Origin of the sequence: Klebsiella sp. D5A (assembly GCF_001620885.1) — a bacterium.
GTDB lineage: Bacteria > Pseudomonadota > Gammaproteobacteria > Enterobacterales > Enterobacteriaceae > Klebsiella > Klebsiella variicola.
The window spans coordinates 74,185-87,860 of sequence record NZ_LOAR01000014.1; the positions used below are offsets into that span (position 1 = coordinate 74,185).

Annotated in this window: 12 protein-coding genes; 7 read left to right on the forward strand and 5 right to left on the reverse strand. The window is 60.7% G+C overall.

The features are described 5' to 3' along the window. Positions 1-194: 194 nt before the first annotated feature. On the reverse strand, positions 195-1,391 hold the full coding sequence (locus AS136_RS19675; RefSeq protein ID WP_012541576.1) for an L-talarate/galactarate dehydratase: 1,197 nt from the start codon (positions 1,389-1,391) through the stop codon (positions 195-197). 304 nt (positions 1,392-1,695) lie between these two features. On the opposite strand from AS136_RS19675, the gene AS136_RS19680 reads away from it, so the two are divergent. The 3 genes from AS136_RS19680 (at position 1,696) to pptA (ending at position 3,699) form a co-directional block, all read left to right on the forward strand. Continuing rightward, a complete protein-coding gene (locus AS136_RS19680; RefSeq protein WP_008804714.1) occupies positions 1,696-2,700 on the forward strand; it encodes a LacI family DNA-binding transcriptional regulator in 1,005 nt (334 codons plus the stop codon). A gap of 83 nt (positions 2,701-2,783) precedes the next feature. Beyond that, entirely contained in the window at positions 2,784-3,401 is a 618-nt protein-coding gene (locus AS136_RS19685) for a glutathione S-transferase family protein (protein ID WP_023322712.1), read from the forward strand. Between the two features lie 70 nt (positions 3,402-3,471). Then, a complete protein-coding gene (gene pptA, locus AS136_RS19690; protein ID WP_063266913.1) occupies positions 3,472-3,699 on the forward strand; it encodes a tautomerase PptA in 228 nt (75 codons plus the stop codon). Positions 3,700-3,738: 39 nt separating this feature from the next. On the opposite strand, the gene AS136_RS19695 is transcribed toward pptA, so the two are convergent. From AS136_RS19695 to AS136_RS19705, 3 genes are read right to left on the reverse strand one after another with little or no spacing between them, the layout of a single operon-like run. Next, positions 3,739-5,355, reverse strand: coding sequence for a carbohydrate porin (locus AS136_RS19695; protein WP_023322710.1), 1,617 nt, complete (start codon positions 5,353-5,355; stop codon positions 3,739-3,741). Positions 5,356-5,397: 42 nt separating this feature from the next. Beyond that, positions 5,398-6,780 carry an MFS transporter gene (locus AS136_RS19700; RefSeq protein ID WP_023322709.1) on the reverse strand — a complete coding sequence of 461 codons (1,383 nt, stop codon included), beginning with the start codon at positions 6,778-6,780 and terminating at the stop codon, positions 5,398-5,400. 23 nt (positions 6,781-6,803) lie between these two features. Beyond that, a complete protein-coding gene (locus tag AS136_RS19705; RefSeq protein ID WP_023322708.1) occupies positions 6,804-8,372 on the reverse strand; it encodes an alpha-L-rhamnosidase-related protein in 1,569 nt (522 codons plus the stop codon). Between the two features lie 204 nt (positions 8,373-8,576). Here AS136_RS19705 and AS136_RS19710 point away from each other — a divergent pair, with 204 nt between their 5' ends. Continuing rightward, the gene (locus AS136_RS19710) at positions 8,577-9,401 is read left to right on the forward strand and encodes a helix-turn-helix domain-containing protein (protein ID WP_008804719.1); all 825 of its coding nucleotides are present in this window, start codon (positions 8,577-8,579) and stop codon (positions 9,399-9,401) included. Between the two features lie 55 nt (positions 9,402-9,456). Here AS136_RS19710 and AS136_RS19715 read toward each other — a convergent pair whose 3' ends face one another. Further along, on the reverse strand, positions 9,457-10,038 hold the full coding sequence (locus AS136_RS19715; protein ID WP_004151228.1) for a flavin reductase family protein: 582 nt from the start codon (positions 10,036-10,038) through the stop codon (positions 9,457-9,459). Between the two features lie 211 nt (positions 10,039-10,249). Between AS136_RS19715 and AS136_RS19720 the strand changes: the two genes are divergently transcribed. From AS136_RS19720 to AS136_RS19730, 3 genes are read left to right on the forward strand one after another with little or no spacing between them, the layout of a single operon-like run. After that, positions 10,250-10,954 carry an ABC transporter ATP-binding protein gene (locus AS136_RS19720; protein ID WP_012541582.1) on the forward strand — a complete coding sequence of 235 codons (705 nt, stop codon included), beginning with the start codon at positions 10,250-10,252 and terminating at the stop codon, positions 10,952-10,954. Then, entirely contained in the window at positions 10,951-11,919 is a 969-nt protein-coding gene (locus AS136_RS19725; RefSeq protein ID WP_008804721.1) for an ABC transporter substrate-binding protein, read from the forward strand. Before AS136_RS19720 ends, AS136_RS19725 begins: the two co-directional genes overlap by 4 nt. 58 nt (positions 11,920-11,977) lie before the next feature. Beyond that, positions 11,978-13,633 (forward strand): ABC transporter permease, encoded by a 1,656-nt coding sequence (locus AS136_RS19730; RefSeq protein WP_023322705.1) that lies wholly within the window; start codon positions 11,978-11,980, stop codon positions 13,631-13,633. Positions 13,634-13,676: the final 43 nt, after the last annotated feature.

Genomic DNA, 13,676 nt, shown 5'->3' on the forward strand with positions numbered 1-13,676 from the left:
TCCTTTGCAGGGTTGTGAAGACACGTCATCTTTCATGCCGCTTTGATGCTTGCTGACGGATTTCGTGTATTGCGAGTACAGCGGGTCAGAGGTTTATCCCCGGTGGCGCTGCGCTTACCGGGGCTACGGGTTCTCAGTGGTCTGCGGACCGGTAGCCCGGATAAGGCGTGGACGCCGTCATCCGGGAAAAGTCATTACGGGCGAGTTCCAAACTCGCAGCTTTGCTGGGTCCAGCGGCGGGCCTGCTCGCTGAGGGTGAAGCCCAGACCATGGCGTTCGGAAACCCACATCCGGCCATCGCGCAGTTCTAGCTGCTCGTTAAACAGCGGGTTCAGCCACTCGAAGTGCTCCAGCCATGGCTCCAGCGGGTAGGCGGCGGCGAGATGCAGGTGCACCTCCATGGCAAAGTGCGGAGCCAGCTTGCGACCGTGCTTCGCGGCCAGATCCATTATTTTCAGGAACGGGGAGATCCCACCGACGCGCGGGGCATCCGGTTGCACGAAGTCGCTGGCGTTGCCGAGGATCAACTGCTCATGTTCGCGGAAGCTGGTCAGCATCTCGCCGGTGGCAATCGGCGTATCCAGCGCGGCGGCCAGCTGCGCGTGGCCTTCGACGTCATAGGCATCCAGCGGCTCCTCAATCCAGATCAGATTGAACGGCTCCATTTTGCGCCCCATGCGAATGGCGGTTTCGCGATCCCACTGCTGGTTGGCATCGACCATCAGCGGGAAGTCATCACCCAGCACTTCGCGCACCGCCGTCAGACGACGGATATCCTCGGCAGTATTAGGCTGACCGACTTTTAGTTTAATCCCGCCGATGCCGTTTTCACGGGAGATAGCCACGTTTTTCAACACCTGATCCAGGGGGGTATGCAGGAAGCCGCCGGAAGTGTTGTAGCACTGCACGGAATCACGATGTGAACCCAGCAGTTTGGCCAGCGGTAGACCGGCGCGTTTGGCTTTCATATCCCACAGGGCAATATCGATAGGGGAGATAGCTTGTACCGCCATTCCGCTCCGGCCGACGGAAGCCCCGGCCCACAGCAGTTTTGTGTAGATTTTGTCAATGTCGTTCGGATCTTCGCCAAGCAGATTATCGGCTATCTCTTTGGCGTGAGCGTAAATGCCCTGGCCGCCCGCACGTTTCGAGTAGCTAAAGCCGACGCCGGTGAATCCATCCCGGGAGTGAATTTCCGCGATGATAATCGCCACTTCGGTCAGGGGTTTTTGGCGACCGGTCAGCACTTTGGCATCGCTGACGGGGGTGGCCAGCGGCAGAAAAGCCAGCGACAGTTTAACGTGGTCAATGCGGTCACCGGTTTCAGCGGCGGTTTTGACGCCGAAAGCTTTGGCGTAGGTTACGGACTCGGAATTGGCGCTTGAGGTCATAGTAGTGTCCTTTTTGATAATAAAATGATTGCGCTATCATTTGTAATGGTGAAATGCTTTTGACGCTACGCTAGTGGTTTTAATTTGTACAAACGATCACAATTGGCCGTTATAAAGGCGAAAACTTTGCTGTGCAGGTCACAATCCAAAACAGTTTGTGAAAAGTGACAAGTCATAATGATAGCGATAACATTTTATATTGCAGGTCGTTGATTCTGTTAGGGGAGACGCGGCGGGCGCTGGCAATTGCGTGGGGCATCATCAATAATGCCCACAGGAAACGACTTAACACAGGGGCTTAGCCGTGAAAAGCAAAAAACCGACGCGGGCGCCGACGCTGGAGGATGTGGCTCGCAGCGCCGGGTTGTCGCCGATGACGGTCAGTCGGGCGCTGAATACGCCCCAGCTGGTCAGGCCAAAAACGGTAGAGAAAGTGATGCAGGCTGTGCAGGCGACGGGCTATATCCCCAATGCGCTGGCCGGCGGCCTCGCCTCCAGGCGCAGCAAGCTGGTGGCGGTCGTGGTACCGCAAATCAATAACAATATGTTTGTCGATACCATCCAAGCGCTGAGCGATACCCTGGCGGCGCGCGGCTACCATATGCTGCTGTGCGTGGCGGGCTATGACCGGCAGACCGAGGCCGAGCTGGTCTCTACCTTGCTTTCGCGGCGCCCTGATGGCGTGGTGTTAACCGGCATCCAGCATGCGCCGCTGTTAAAGAAAACGATTCTTAACGCCGCCACGCCGGTGGTGGAAATCTGGGATCTCACCCCGACGCCGCTGGATATGCTGGTCGGTTTTTCCCATGAAAAAGTGGGCGAAACCATTGGCGAGTATGTGCTGGAGAAAGGCTACCAGCGACCAGGCCTGCTGTGGGCGGGCGATGCGCGCGCGATGTTGCGTAAGCAGGGGCTCTGTGCCCGACTGGCTAAAAAAGGGCTGGACGATGCGCCTCAGGTTGAAGTGCCGCTCCCGGCGTCGCTGGCGCTGGGGCGGCGCGGTCTGGCGGAGCTGCTCGCCGCCAGCGAGTTTGATGTGATCATCTGCAGCTCAGACACCCTCGCCCAGGGGGCGATTATGGAAGCCGAAAGCCGGGGGCTACGCGTACCGCAGGATCTGGCGGTGATCGGTTTTGGCGATCTGGATTTCGCCGCCAGCAATCGTCCGGCTATCACTACCGTCAGCGTCGACCGTCATGCCATCGGTGAACGGGCCGCTACGCTGCTGGCTGACCGCATCGAAGGGGGAGATGACAGCGGGGTGATTATAGATATCGGCTTTCAGCTGGTGGCACGAGAATCGGCGTAGGCCTGCCTTTTCAGGGCATGGTGTGCCGGGTGGGTGAGCGGCGAATTTCTGCCTACACTTAGGCTTTACCCTGGAGGCAGACCATGATTACCGTTTATGGCGTGCCGGGATGGGGCTCGACGATTAGCGAGCTGATGCTCTCCCTGGCCGATATTCCCTACGAGGTGGTTGACGTGGAGGGCTTTGACCAGCCCGGTCCGGCGCGCGAGCGTCTGCGGCAGATTAATCCGCTGTGCCAGGTGCCCACCCTGAGGCTGGCCGATGGGAGCATCATGACCGAAACCGCCGCCATCGCGCTGATGATCCTCGATCAGCGTCCCGATCTGGCCCCCGCGCCGGGGACGCCGCAGCGTCAACCGTTCCAGCGTCTGCTGGTCTGGCTGGTGGCCAACGTCTATCCTACCTTTACTTATGCCGATTACCCGGAACGCTGGGCGCCCGCCGCCGCGGAGCAACTGGTGGAGAATTGTCGCCAGTACCGGAAAAATCTCTATCTCTGGTTCGAACAGCAGCTGGCTGCCGGGCCGTGGGCGCTGGGCTCGTCGGTAACGTTGCTGGATTGCTATATCGCGGCGATGTACAGCTGGGGGCCGCGACAGGCGTGGTTTGACGACCACGCACCAAAATTCGCCGCCATCGCCCGGGCGGTCTGCCAGCGACCGGAACTGGCCGTGACGCTACGCCGTAACAAGCTGATTTAACGCACGCGATGGCAACCAGAACGGCCATTCTGTGGTAGCGTTATGGCTCTGACCACAAGGAGTCTTTGCTATGCCGCATGTAGATATTAAATGTTTTCCCCGTGAACTGACTGACGAACAAAAAACCGCGCTGGCCGCCAACATCACAGAGGTGCTGATCCGTCATCTGAACAGCAAAGAGAGCGCCGTCAGCGTCGCGCTGACTCAGGTTGAGCCGGACGCGTGGCAGGCGGTGTGGGAAAGTGAGATCGCCCCGCAGATGGCGCAGCTGATAAAGAAGCCGGGTTATAGCATGTAATTGCCACTGGCGGGCATGATGCCCGCCAGTGACGCTCGGTCAGAACCAAATCTCCGTCTGCACGCCGAAGTTCCATGTCCCGCCAGCGGTAAAGCCTTTGCTGCCGAAATCATCGTTGATCGCATAACGATCCAGGTCTTTATCCCAGTTCATCCACGTGACAAAGAAACGTATCTCCGGCCGCGCTTTGATATCAAACACATCGCCCACTTTAAAGGTGGGGGCGAAGGTCAGCTTGTAGAAATCACCGCGGACCGCCTGATACTGATAAACGTTGTCATTATAGCGATAGCTGCGCCCGTTCGGATTGAGATCCATATACTGCCACGAGGCCTCATACAGCAGGGCGAAGTGAGCGGAGATCCCTTGCGATACCCGCAGGTTAAATGTCGCCCAGTCGTAGCGGTCGCCGTCGCGATAGCGGTCTTCGCTGTGCTGGGCTATCACCGACGGCGCCAGCTGCCAGTTTTTCCCCAGCGGCAGGATCCCGTACGACACAAAGCGCAGGGAGGCCGCGTTCTCGGTCAGGTCGCCATCGCTCCCCGGCTGACGCGCTTCGGCGCCCAGCCCGACGCCGTACTGCAGGGCGCTTTCCGACACCCCCGGCGCCAGGCCGTAGAACTGCTGTTTGTCGTGGAGGGCCAGCATCGCGTAGTAGCCGTTTTTGGCGGTGTTATCGCTGCGCAGGGCATAGCTCCCGGTGGTCGAGGTATTATCTTTCAGGTCATCGTTGCCCTGGGCGGTCATCACCGTGGTCATCAGCTGCCAGTTGCCGTAAAAATGGTTGGCGGTGAACAGCAGATTCTGGATGTCATTATCCGCGTAATTATCGCTGCCAAGATCGCCGAAGTTACGCGCATACACCGAATAATCGCCGCGCAGGCCGCTTCCCCAGTCGACATCATTGATCCCGCCGCCGGTGCCACCGAGGAACATGATGTCGCTATCGGTAAAGTGGATATCGAAGTTATCCCGATCAAAGCGTTTGCCGGCCCAGATCGAGGCGCGTTTTAACGGCCCGGTGAACTCGGCGAAGTCGCCCATCTCGACGTACAACTGACGAATGTTCAGATGGTGGCTGTCGTTGTCCTGAACCCACGGATCCGGGTTGGTGGCCCCGTCGGCGAGCATGGTCTTAAAGCGCGCCCATGAGCCATCGTTGAAGGTAAGCTTTTTGCCAAAGCTCAGCTCAGCGTAATTATCTTTTTCGTTGCCGAGACGACCGACGTGGGCATCGCCGTTGAGCGAACTGGCCGGGGAGATGCCTGGCCCGCCGCGGGCACCTTTGCCGTGGCTGTTGACTAACATTCCGGAACGGGCGTAGGCGTTAAAGGTAAAGCCGTCGTCCGGGGCGCGCTTCGCCAGCTGCTCGCTCAGTTGCTGATTGGTGGCCTGCTGTTTTTGTTCGCGGGCCGTGGTCTGCTGGCTGAGCGCCTGCACCTGCTGCTCCGCCGCCGCCGCGCGCTGTTCGGCGGCGGCGGTTTGCTGTTCTGCCCGCTGCGCGCGGCGGCTGGCTTCGCTGGCCTGCTGTTCGGCGAGATTGAGGCGCGCTTCGAGCTGCGCCAGCCGTTGTTCGACGCTCAACCCGGCGGCGATGACGCTGGTGAGCGGAAAAAGGGCGCAGCAAACCGCTGCGCTAATCACAGAGATACGCATAAAAGTCCTTAATTTATCCAGAGGTTAAAGCAGCGGGGCGCCTTACATGGCGGGGGATTCTCCGGTGGTCGGGGCCGGGGCTGGCGAGGCGCCGCGTCCGGCATCGAGGTCGGCACGGATCTGCTCATAGTGATCGTCGAGGCGGTAGAAGCGGCCCATCCACAGCATCGAGGCGAGGATCAACAGCGCCGGAATGTACAGATAGCAGGCCTTGATGGCCAACAGGGCGCTGTCGCTTTGCGCCTGGTTGGCGATATAGCCGCCGGAGGAGAGCAGTGCCCCGGTGATCGCCCCGGCGCCGGCCATCGCCACCTTGCCAAGAAAGCCGTTTATCGAGGTCAGGATACCCGCGGTATTAATGCCGGTTTTCCACACGCCGTAATCCACCGGGTCGGCCTGCATCGAGAAATAGATAGCCGTGCGCTGACCGGCGCCAAGGGAGAGGATCACCGCCCCGACGATCAGCCCCAGCGCGTAGGTGCCAGACAGCATCATCATCCCCATCCCGAGCAGATTGACCGCGCTGGCCACCAGATAGACATGACGTTTTTTCATGCGTCGGGCCAGCAGCGGGACGGTGAGGGTGCCGAGCAGGGGAACGAAGGTGGAGATCCCGGCGATAACCGCCGTCAGCTCGGTATTCCCGACGTAATAGTGGAAGAAGTACACCAGCGCTCCGGTCTGAAAGAAGAATGCCCCCCACATCAGAAATATATTGCTGGCGAAGATCCACCACGGACGATTGGCGCGCAGGCTAATCCAGGCGCGTTTCAGGGTCATGCGCTCCCCGCTGAGGATGATCTTTTCTTCGACGTTGCGAAAGCTCACCAGCAGGAAAAAGGCCGCCAGTACGCCAAAAATCACCGCGGTATAGAGGAACCCCTGCTGCTGGTCGCCTTTGCCCAGCATGCCGACCAGCGGCAGGGTGGCCACGGCGACGATGGTGGCCCCGAGGGATCCCAGCAGAATACGTACCGCCGACAGCGTGGTGCGCTCTGCGGAATCACTGGTTAAAAACGGCAGCATGGCGCAGAACGGAATGTTCACCAGGGTGTAGAGGAACGACAGACACAGATAGGTGATAAAGGCGTACAGCAGTTTGCCGGTGGTGCCGAAATCCGGCACATAGAAGGCCAGAATACACAGCAGACCAAAAGGCAGGGCACCAATCAGCAGCCAGGGACGGCAGCGCCCCCAGCGGGTGGCGGTATTGTCGATCACCAGCCCCATCAACACGTCGGCCACGCCATCCACCAGCCGGGTAACCAGGAACATCAGCCCAACGTAATAGGCCGGGAGGCCCATCACGTCGGTGTAAAAGAACATCAGATACAGAGAGATCATCTGCCACACAAGGTTGCAGGAGAGATCGGCAATGCCATAGCCAAGGCGCTGCCGCCACAGGGTAAACGTTGTTTCTGCCATAAATCACTCGCTTATCGTTGTTGTTAAAGTCCGTACTGGCGAATAAACCAGGCCGGGGTACAGCTCCACGCATGGCAGTAACTGTTAATGAGCTTACTGCCATACGGGGAAAAGTCAGGATGCTGTGGGTCGAAAATTTCCCAGAAGGTGTCGGCGCCGTAGTCAACCATCGCTCCCCAGTAGGCTTTGATCTCCGCCACCGCCTCCTCGCGCAGGCCGCACTGCAGCAGGGCGACAATGTGATGATGGCGCAAGTACGGGGTATTCATGGCAATGGCGGGCGGCTGTTGCTGCAGGCGGCGCATCAGCGCTTGCCGCTGCCCGGCGGTGCCAACTTCCGCCAGTACCAGCCAGATCTGCGATGCCCATGAGACCTGGCGCGCGGCGCCGCTGATAAACACCTGCTGCTCGCTGTCCCACAGGTGGCGGAGGGCGGCCTCTTTCAGTTGCGCGAGCGTAGCGGTGTAGTCGGCTACCCGCTGCGGTTCAACACGCTGCGCCAGCCAGAGGGCACGCTGCAGGCAGTAGATAAGCACCCCCTGCGCCGACGACTGTTTATTCAGCTCTGCCTGCCAGTCGATAAATGCCCACCAGTCATCGCTGTCGCGCACCAGACCCTGGGGATCGCAGCGGGTCAGCGCCAGCTCGATTTGCCGCCGCGCCGTGGGCCACAGCTCACCGACGGTTTCCGTGTCGCCGGTGCTTTGCAGGTAGTTATAAAGTACGTCGATAAAAAATAATGAATAATCAAAGAGAAAGGTGTCATCGGCGCGCACATCAGGCTGGACAAAGACATTGGCGGAGACCATGCCGTCTTCCCGGGTATGGCCGGCAAACAAGTACAGGCAGCGGCGGACCAGATCGTGGTGGCCGAAGGTCACGTCATTGACCAACGCCTGCAGGCGCAGGTCGCCGAGCCACAGCCGACGGTCGCGTTTCGGCCCATCCTCAAATACCTCCTGCATGCAGTTTTGCAGGGTGCGAACCGCGACGCTATCAATGGCTTTCAACTGCGGATCGGCGATGACCGCCGGCTGCGGGCTACCGGCTGAGGTAACGGTTTCCAGGGCTATCTCATCGAACTGCAGACGAAATTTGCGCGACAGCGCTTTGACCTCCACCTTCAGGTAGCGCAGGCAGTAGCGACGCGGCAGGTCAACCCGGGCGGGCAGGACGTCGAGCCACAGATCCTGTTGCTGCAACCAGCTACTGCTCAGCCACCCCTGGTACTCGCTGAACGGCTCGCAGACTTCGCTCAGCGTTTCGCCGAAGGTGAAGTGCAGATGGGCCGGGGCATCCGGCGGGCTGCCGACGCTGCGGCAGCTGAACTGCAGGTAGCCAACAAAATGGCTGCCAAAATCAATGATGATGCTGTCGCCGACGCGAAGCGGCTGCTGATAAAACTGCTCAGGCGTGCAGACGGTGTGTCCCCGCCAGCCGTTCAGCGCCGCCGGATCGGCGACGGCTTCGACGATGGCCTGCGGCGCCTGGCGCTGACGATGTAGCGCGGGCGTCAGGGCGGCCGCACGCTCTAATAAATGCGGATGGCGGGTCATCGCCACACTGGAATTGTATTGAATTGCCTGTGACATACTGCGTCCTCTCCATTAGGTTAGGCGCAGCATAGGCCGTCGTCTGGCGGCGCCACCACTCTGGCAATGCCAAACCGTCAGTGAAAATGGCAGGAATAATGAGGTGGGGGCGCTGGCGATCACAAATCCGCACATCGGGCGCGTGGCGAAGGCCGGAATAGATTATCGTGCCCCTGCGCACCAGGCTGTTCAGGATTTGCTGTAATGATGACACTGACCGTTGAGTATTATTTCACCCATCCCCAGGATAAGCTCGGCATGTACGCCAGCGACCCGGAAGATAATAGCCAGGAGCATGGCCACGAGTTTGCCGAGCTGGTGATCGTCGAGGAGGGGCATGGATTACACGTTATTAATGGCCGCCCGCTGTACATCCAGCAGGGCGATGTATTTTACGTCCAGCCTGGCGATGTCCACTATTATGATGAACTGGGGACGCTGAAGCTGATTAATGTCTTAATTAATCCGGCGGTGGCCTTTCGCTATTTACAGCAGATGGAGGGATTGCTGCAGCAATTATCGGCGCAGCGTGCCGCCTGCTATGGCTGGCTGGCGCCGGAGACCCGCAGCTATTGTCGGGAACTAGTGGAAAAGATATTTTCCCCGGCGCTGAGGGCGGCGGATAATACCCCGCAACGGGAGTCTCTCTTTTTCCAACTGGTGACCACCATTCTCACAGCCGAGTCGGAAGCCGAATATAGCAGCACCCGCTATAAACTGCATAAATTACTCACCTGGCTGCAGGAGCACTGTTTCGAAGAACATAACTGGCAGCAGCTGGCGGAGCAATTTCATCTCACCACCCGCACGGCGTTTCGCCATATTAAAGAGGCCACGGGCTTAACGCCGGATAATTATCTGAAACGTCTGCGACTGGTCTCCGCGCGGGTCAAATTACGTGAAACGGAGATGTCCATTACCGAAGTGGCTTATCTGTGCGGCTTCGCCAACAGCAACCACTTTACCACTCTGTATAAAAAAGTGTTTGGCCTGACCCCCAGCGCCGATCGCCGCCGCCCACCGGGTTAAAAGGGGGGCCGCAGGCTGGGCAGGGGAAAAACCTGCCGCCTGCGGCAAGTCACGCTTACTCGTCGAGGGAGTTTGCCCGCACATGACGACCGCTGGCGACAAAATTGCCGGTGCCAAGATGATGCAGGGTATTGAGCTTATCGTCGTCGAACTGCCAGCGTCCGGTGACGAACGCGCGTTCATCGGCGGCGGCAGACACCACCTCCCCGAACAGGGTGTCGTACTGGGTCTGGGCCGCCGTCGCCGGCAGCAGTCGGCACTCCATCCATGCCAGACACTTCTCCTCGATCAGCGGCAACCCCAGCTCCGGGCCGGTCACTACCGGGATCCCCCAGGCATTGAATTTGTCCTCATCGCGGCCGCTGACGCTGCCGACGGCGTAGGTCCAGCTGGCGGCGGCGACGCCGGGGACCACAATGCCGAAGGTGCCGTTGCGCTCGATGATCTCCCGCGTCCAGGTACTTTTATCCACCACGATAGCCACCCGCGGCGGGGCGAATTCCACCGGCATTGACCAGGCGGCGGCCATGACGTTGCGCCGGTCAGACGGGGCATCGTAGCTGGTGATCAAAATGGTCGGGCCGTGGTTGAGCAGGCGGCTGGCGTACTGCAGTTCAACGTGGCGAAAGCGGCTCATAGGCGTTCCTTGAATAATGGGTCGGTTGGCAGGTAACACGTTAAGCCGCAATGAAAATGTAATCAATACGTCATCTCGTCTGACTATAGTCGCCAGCACTAAGTCCCAAAGAGGATCACAATATGTTGGCTCCCCTGATGTTATCCCAGGTGAGCGTGCCCCGTCGGATGTCGGCCGCCGGGCAGGTCTCGCTGTCCCGAAAGGGAGGGCGATGATGCGCACGCTGACCCCTATCACCCTGCAGGAGGTCTCTTTTGCCTTCGCAGAGACTCCCGTTCTTGACCGTTTCTCGTTGCATATCGAACCCGGCCGCATCGTGGCGCTACTGGGTCCGTCCGGCTGCGGCAAAAGCACTTTGCTGCGTCTGCTGGCCGGGCTGAGCGTGCCGGCCAGCGGCGAAATCCGCTTTGGCGACAGGCTGGTCGCCCGCGCAGGATGGGGATTGCCCCCGGAGCAGCGCGATATCGGCATGGTTTTTCAGGATTACGCCCTCTGGCCGCATATGAGCGTGGCGCAGAACGTCGCCTTTCCGCTGCGCATGCGCGGCGTCTCCCGTAGCGAACGCGAGCGCCGGGTGAGCGAGGCGCTGGCGCGGGTAGGCCTCAACGGTTTCGCCGAACGTAAACCCTCTGGTCTTTCTGGCGGTCAGCAGCAGCGGGTGGCGCTGGCGCGGGCGATCGTCGCCGCGCCGCGGGTGCTGCTGTTTGATGAACCGCTCTCCAACCTGGATAGCGAACTGCGCGAATCGCTGTGCGGCGAAATGAGCCGCCTGTTGCGACAGCTCGGCATCACCGCCGTGTATGTCACCCATGATCGACGTGAAGCCGAGCTGTTAGCTGACCAGATTGTCTATTTATCCGCGGGCCGCGTGGCCGCTGTCCGCGCCGTTACGCCAACCTCAGGGGAAGTTGCATGAACACCGTTATGACCGTTAAGAAAGGAGTGGTACTCGCGATGGCTCTTTCCGCCATGATGCTCTCCAGCGCCCATGCGCTGACCGTTTACACCGCCGGACCCGGCTCGCTGGCGAAAAGCCTGGCCAGCGGTTTTGAACAACAGACCGGGGTGAAGGTGACGGTTTTCCAGGCCACCACCGGCAAAGTAATGGCCCGACTGGAGGCCGAGCAGGCCAACCCGCAGGCGGATGTGCTGATCTCCGCCTCGTGGGATACCGCCGAAGATCTGCACCAGCGGGGCTGGTTGCTGCCTTTTGCGAGCGCCAATGCCGACCAGGTACCGGCGAACCTGAAATCGGCGGACTATATCGCCCAGGGCGTCTCCGCCCTGGGCATTGTCTGGAACAGTAAAAGCGGTACCCCGGAACCGAAAGAGTGGCGGGATCTCACCCAGCCGGCGTTTAAAGACAAGGTGACAACCCCCGACCCGGCGCTCTCCGGCGCGTCGCTGGATTTGCTGATCGGGCTGCAAAACAGCATGGGCGACCAGGCCTGGCAACTGTTTGACGATCTGAAAAAGAACGGCATGGTGGTCAGCGGACCCAACGCCCAGGCGGTGACGCCGGTGATGCAGGGGGCGAAAGCGGCGGTGTTTGGCGCGGTGGATTATGTCTCCTACGGCAATATTCAGCAGGGCGAGTCGCTGAAGGTGATCTTCCCGGCCAGCGGAACGGTGATTGCCCCGCGCCCGATGATGATCCTCAAAACCAGCCAGCATGCCGACGATGCCAAAGCCTTTATCGATTATGTTCTGTCGCCGGAAGGTCAGGCGAGGGTTGCCGATGCCTGGCTGATGCCCGCCCGCCGCGACGTGGCGGCCAAACGTCCGTTACTGGACGCGCTGAAGGTGCTGCCCACCACCAGCGAAGGCAGCAGCGAACGGGGCGCCGTGCTCGCCCGCTTCAGTCAGCTGTACGCGCAGTAATTGCTCCTGTTCCTCCGGCGCTGGCCGCCGGGGGACCCCTCAGCTTCAGGAACCGGTTGTGAAACAAACATTCCTTTCCGGCGCGACCCTCGCCGCCCTGGTGATGCTGGTCGCGTTGCCGTTAGTATTTATTCTGCTGCAGGCGATTTTTCCCCATTTTAGCGCCGGTTCGCTCGGGGACGCCTTTGGCGGCGTCTCAGTGCTGCTGGCCGATCCCCAGTTACCGGCGATGCTCGGCGGTACGCTGTGGATCGCCGCCGGCGTGGCGCTGGTCAGCGTAATGATTGGCCTGCCGCTCGGCATCCTGCGCGGTATGTTTTCGCTGCCGCTGCCCCGACTGTGGGATCTCCTGTTTTTGATCCCCTTTCTGACGCCGCCCTATATCTCGGCGCTCTCCTGGATGCTGGCCCTGCAAAGCCAGGGCTATCTGCAGCAGCTGACCGGCTGGCAATTGAACGATCTGCTGTTCAGCCGCAGCGGTATCGTGCTGGTGATGACCTTTAATATTTTCCCGGTGGTGTACTTTGCCGTCTCCCGCAGCCTGCTGGCGAGCGGGACCCGGCTGGCGGTGGTCGCCCGCGTCCATGGCGCCACCGCCTGGCGCGCCTTCTGGCACGTGACACTGCCGATGCTCTCCCCGGCGCTGGCGGCGGGCACGCTGTTGGCGTTTACCCTCGCTATCGAGGAGTTTGGTGTACCGGCGGCGCTGGGCAGCCGGGCGGGAGTGGTGATGCTGACGGTCGGTATTGAGAAAAAGCTGGCCGACTGGCCGGTGGACCTTACCGGCGCCGCGCTGCTGTCGCTGCTGTTGATGGCGGTGGCGTTGTTCGCCTGGTGGCTGCAAAAGCGGCTGGTGGGGGAGAAAGAGGTCACCAGCGTCACCGGCAAGCCGGGAGAAAACCGCGGGGCATCGCTGGGCTGGATGACGCTGCCCGCCGTGCTGGTGATGGCGGCCGTCGGCGGCCTGGCGGTCGGCGTCCCTGCCGCCTCGATGATGCTCACCAGCGTGATGGGCACGCTCTCAGGGGGCGTGAGTGTTGAGAATGTCACGCTACGTCACTTCGCGGCGCTGTTTGACCAGCAGGGGGATGCCCTGTCGGCCCTCGGCACCAGCCTGTCGCTGGCCCTGGGCTCGGCGCTGATCGTCGGCGTGCTGGGCCTGCTGGCCGCCTGGCTGGTGATGGTGCAGAAGATTAAAGGGCGCGGGATGGTGGACGCGCTGTCGCTGATGCCGGCGGCGCTGCCGGGCGTGGTGGTAGGCGTCGGTTTGATCCTGCTGTGGAATCAGCCTTTCTGGCCGCGCTCGCCCTATAACACGCTGTGGATGTTGCTGCTCTCCTATTGCTGCCTGCTGTTGCCCTGGCCGGTGCGCTATGTCGGCAGCGCGCTGCGCCAGCTGGGCCCCAATCTTGAGTCCGCCGCCCGGGTGCACGGGGCGTCGCCACTGCAGGCGCTGCGGTTGATTGTCCTGCCGCTGGTCTTTCCGGCGCTGCTGGCGGCGATGCTGATGGTGTTCGCGGTGGCCTCCCGGGAGCTGGTGACCTCGCTGCTGCTCTCTCCAGCCGGTACGCAAACCGTGGCGGTGTTTATCTGGCGCCAGTTCGAACAGGGCTCCGTCGGTCAGGGCATGGCGATGGCCAGCCTGACGCTGTTGACCGGTCTGGTCCTGATGCTGACGGCGCTGGCGCTGATGCAGCGCAGCACGCGCGGTTAACGACAAGCGCACAAAAAAGACGGTCGGCGCGGAAAAATAGGCT

Excerpts from the sequence above, each read along its gene's own strand:
- AS136_RS19700 (WP_023322709.1), bottom strand. The coding sequence starts at position 6,780 with ATGGCAGAAACAACGTTTACCCTGTGGCGGCAGCGCCTTGGCTATGGC.
- AS136_RS19695 (WP_023322710.1), bottom strand. The coding sequence starts at position 5,355 with ATGCGTATCTCTGTGATTAGCGCAGCGGTTTGCTGCGCCCTTTTTCCG.
- pptA (WP_063266913.1), top strand. The coding sequence starts at position 3,472 with ATGCCGCATGTAGATATTAAATGTTTTCCCCGTGAACTGACTGACGAA.
- AS136_RS19705 (WP_023322708.1), bottom strand. The coding sequence starts at position 8,372 with ATGTCACAGGCAATTCAATACAATTCCAGTGTGGCGATGACCCGCCAT.
- AS136_RS19685 (WP_023322712.1), top strand. The coding sequence starts at position 2,784 with ATGATTACCGTTTATGGCGTGCCGGGATGGGGCTCGACGATTAGCGAG.
- AS136_RS19710 (WP_008804719.1), top strand. The coding sequence starts at position 8,577 with ATGATGACACTGACCGTTGAGTATTATTTCACCCATCCCCAGGATAAG.
- AS136_RS19720 (WP_012541582.1), top strand. The coding sequence starts at position 10,250 with ATGATGCGCACGCTGACCCCTATCACCCTGCAGGAGGTCTCTTTTGCC.
- AS136_RS19725 (WP_008804721.1), top strand. The coding sequence starts at position 10,951 with ATGAACACCGTTATGACCGTTAAGAAAGGAGTGGTACTCGCGATGGCT.
- AS136_RS19675 (WP_012541576.1), bottom strand. The coding sequence starts at position 1,391 with ATGACCTCAAGCGCCAATTCCGAGTCCGTAACCTACGCCAAAGCTTTC.
- AS136_RS19715 (WP_004151228.1), bottom strand. The coding sequence starts at position 10,038 with ATGAGCCGCTTTCGCCACGTTGAACTGCAGTACGCCAGCCGCCTGCTC.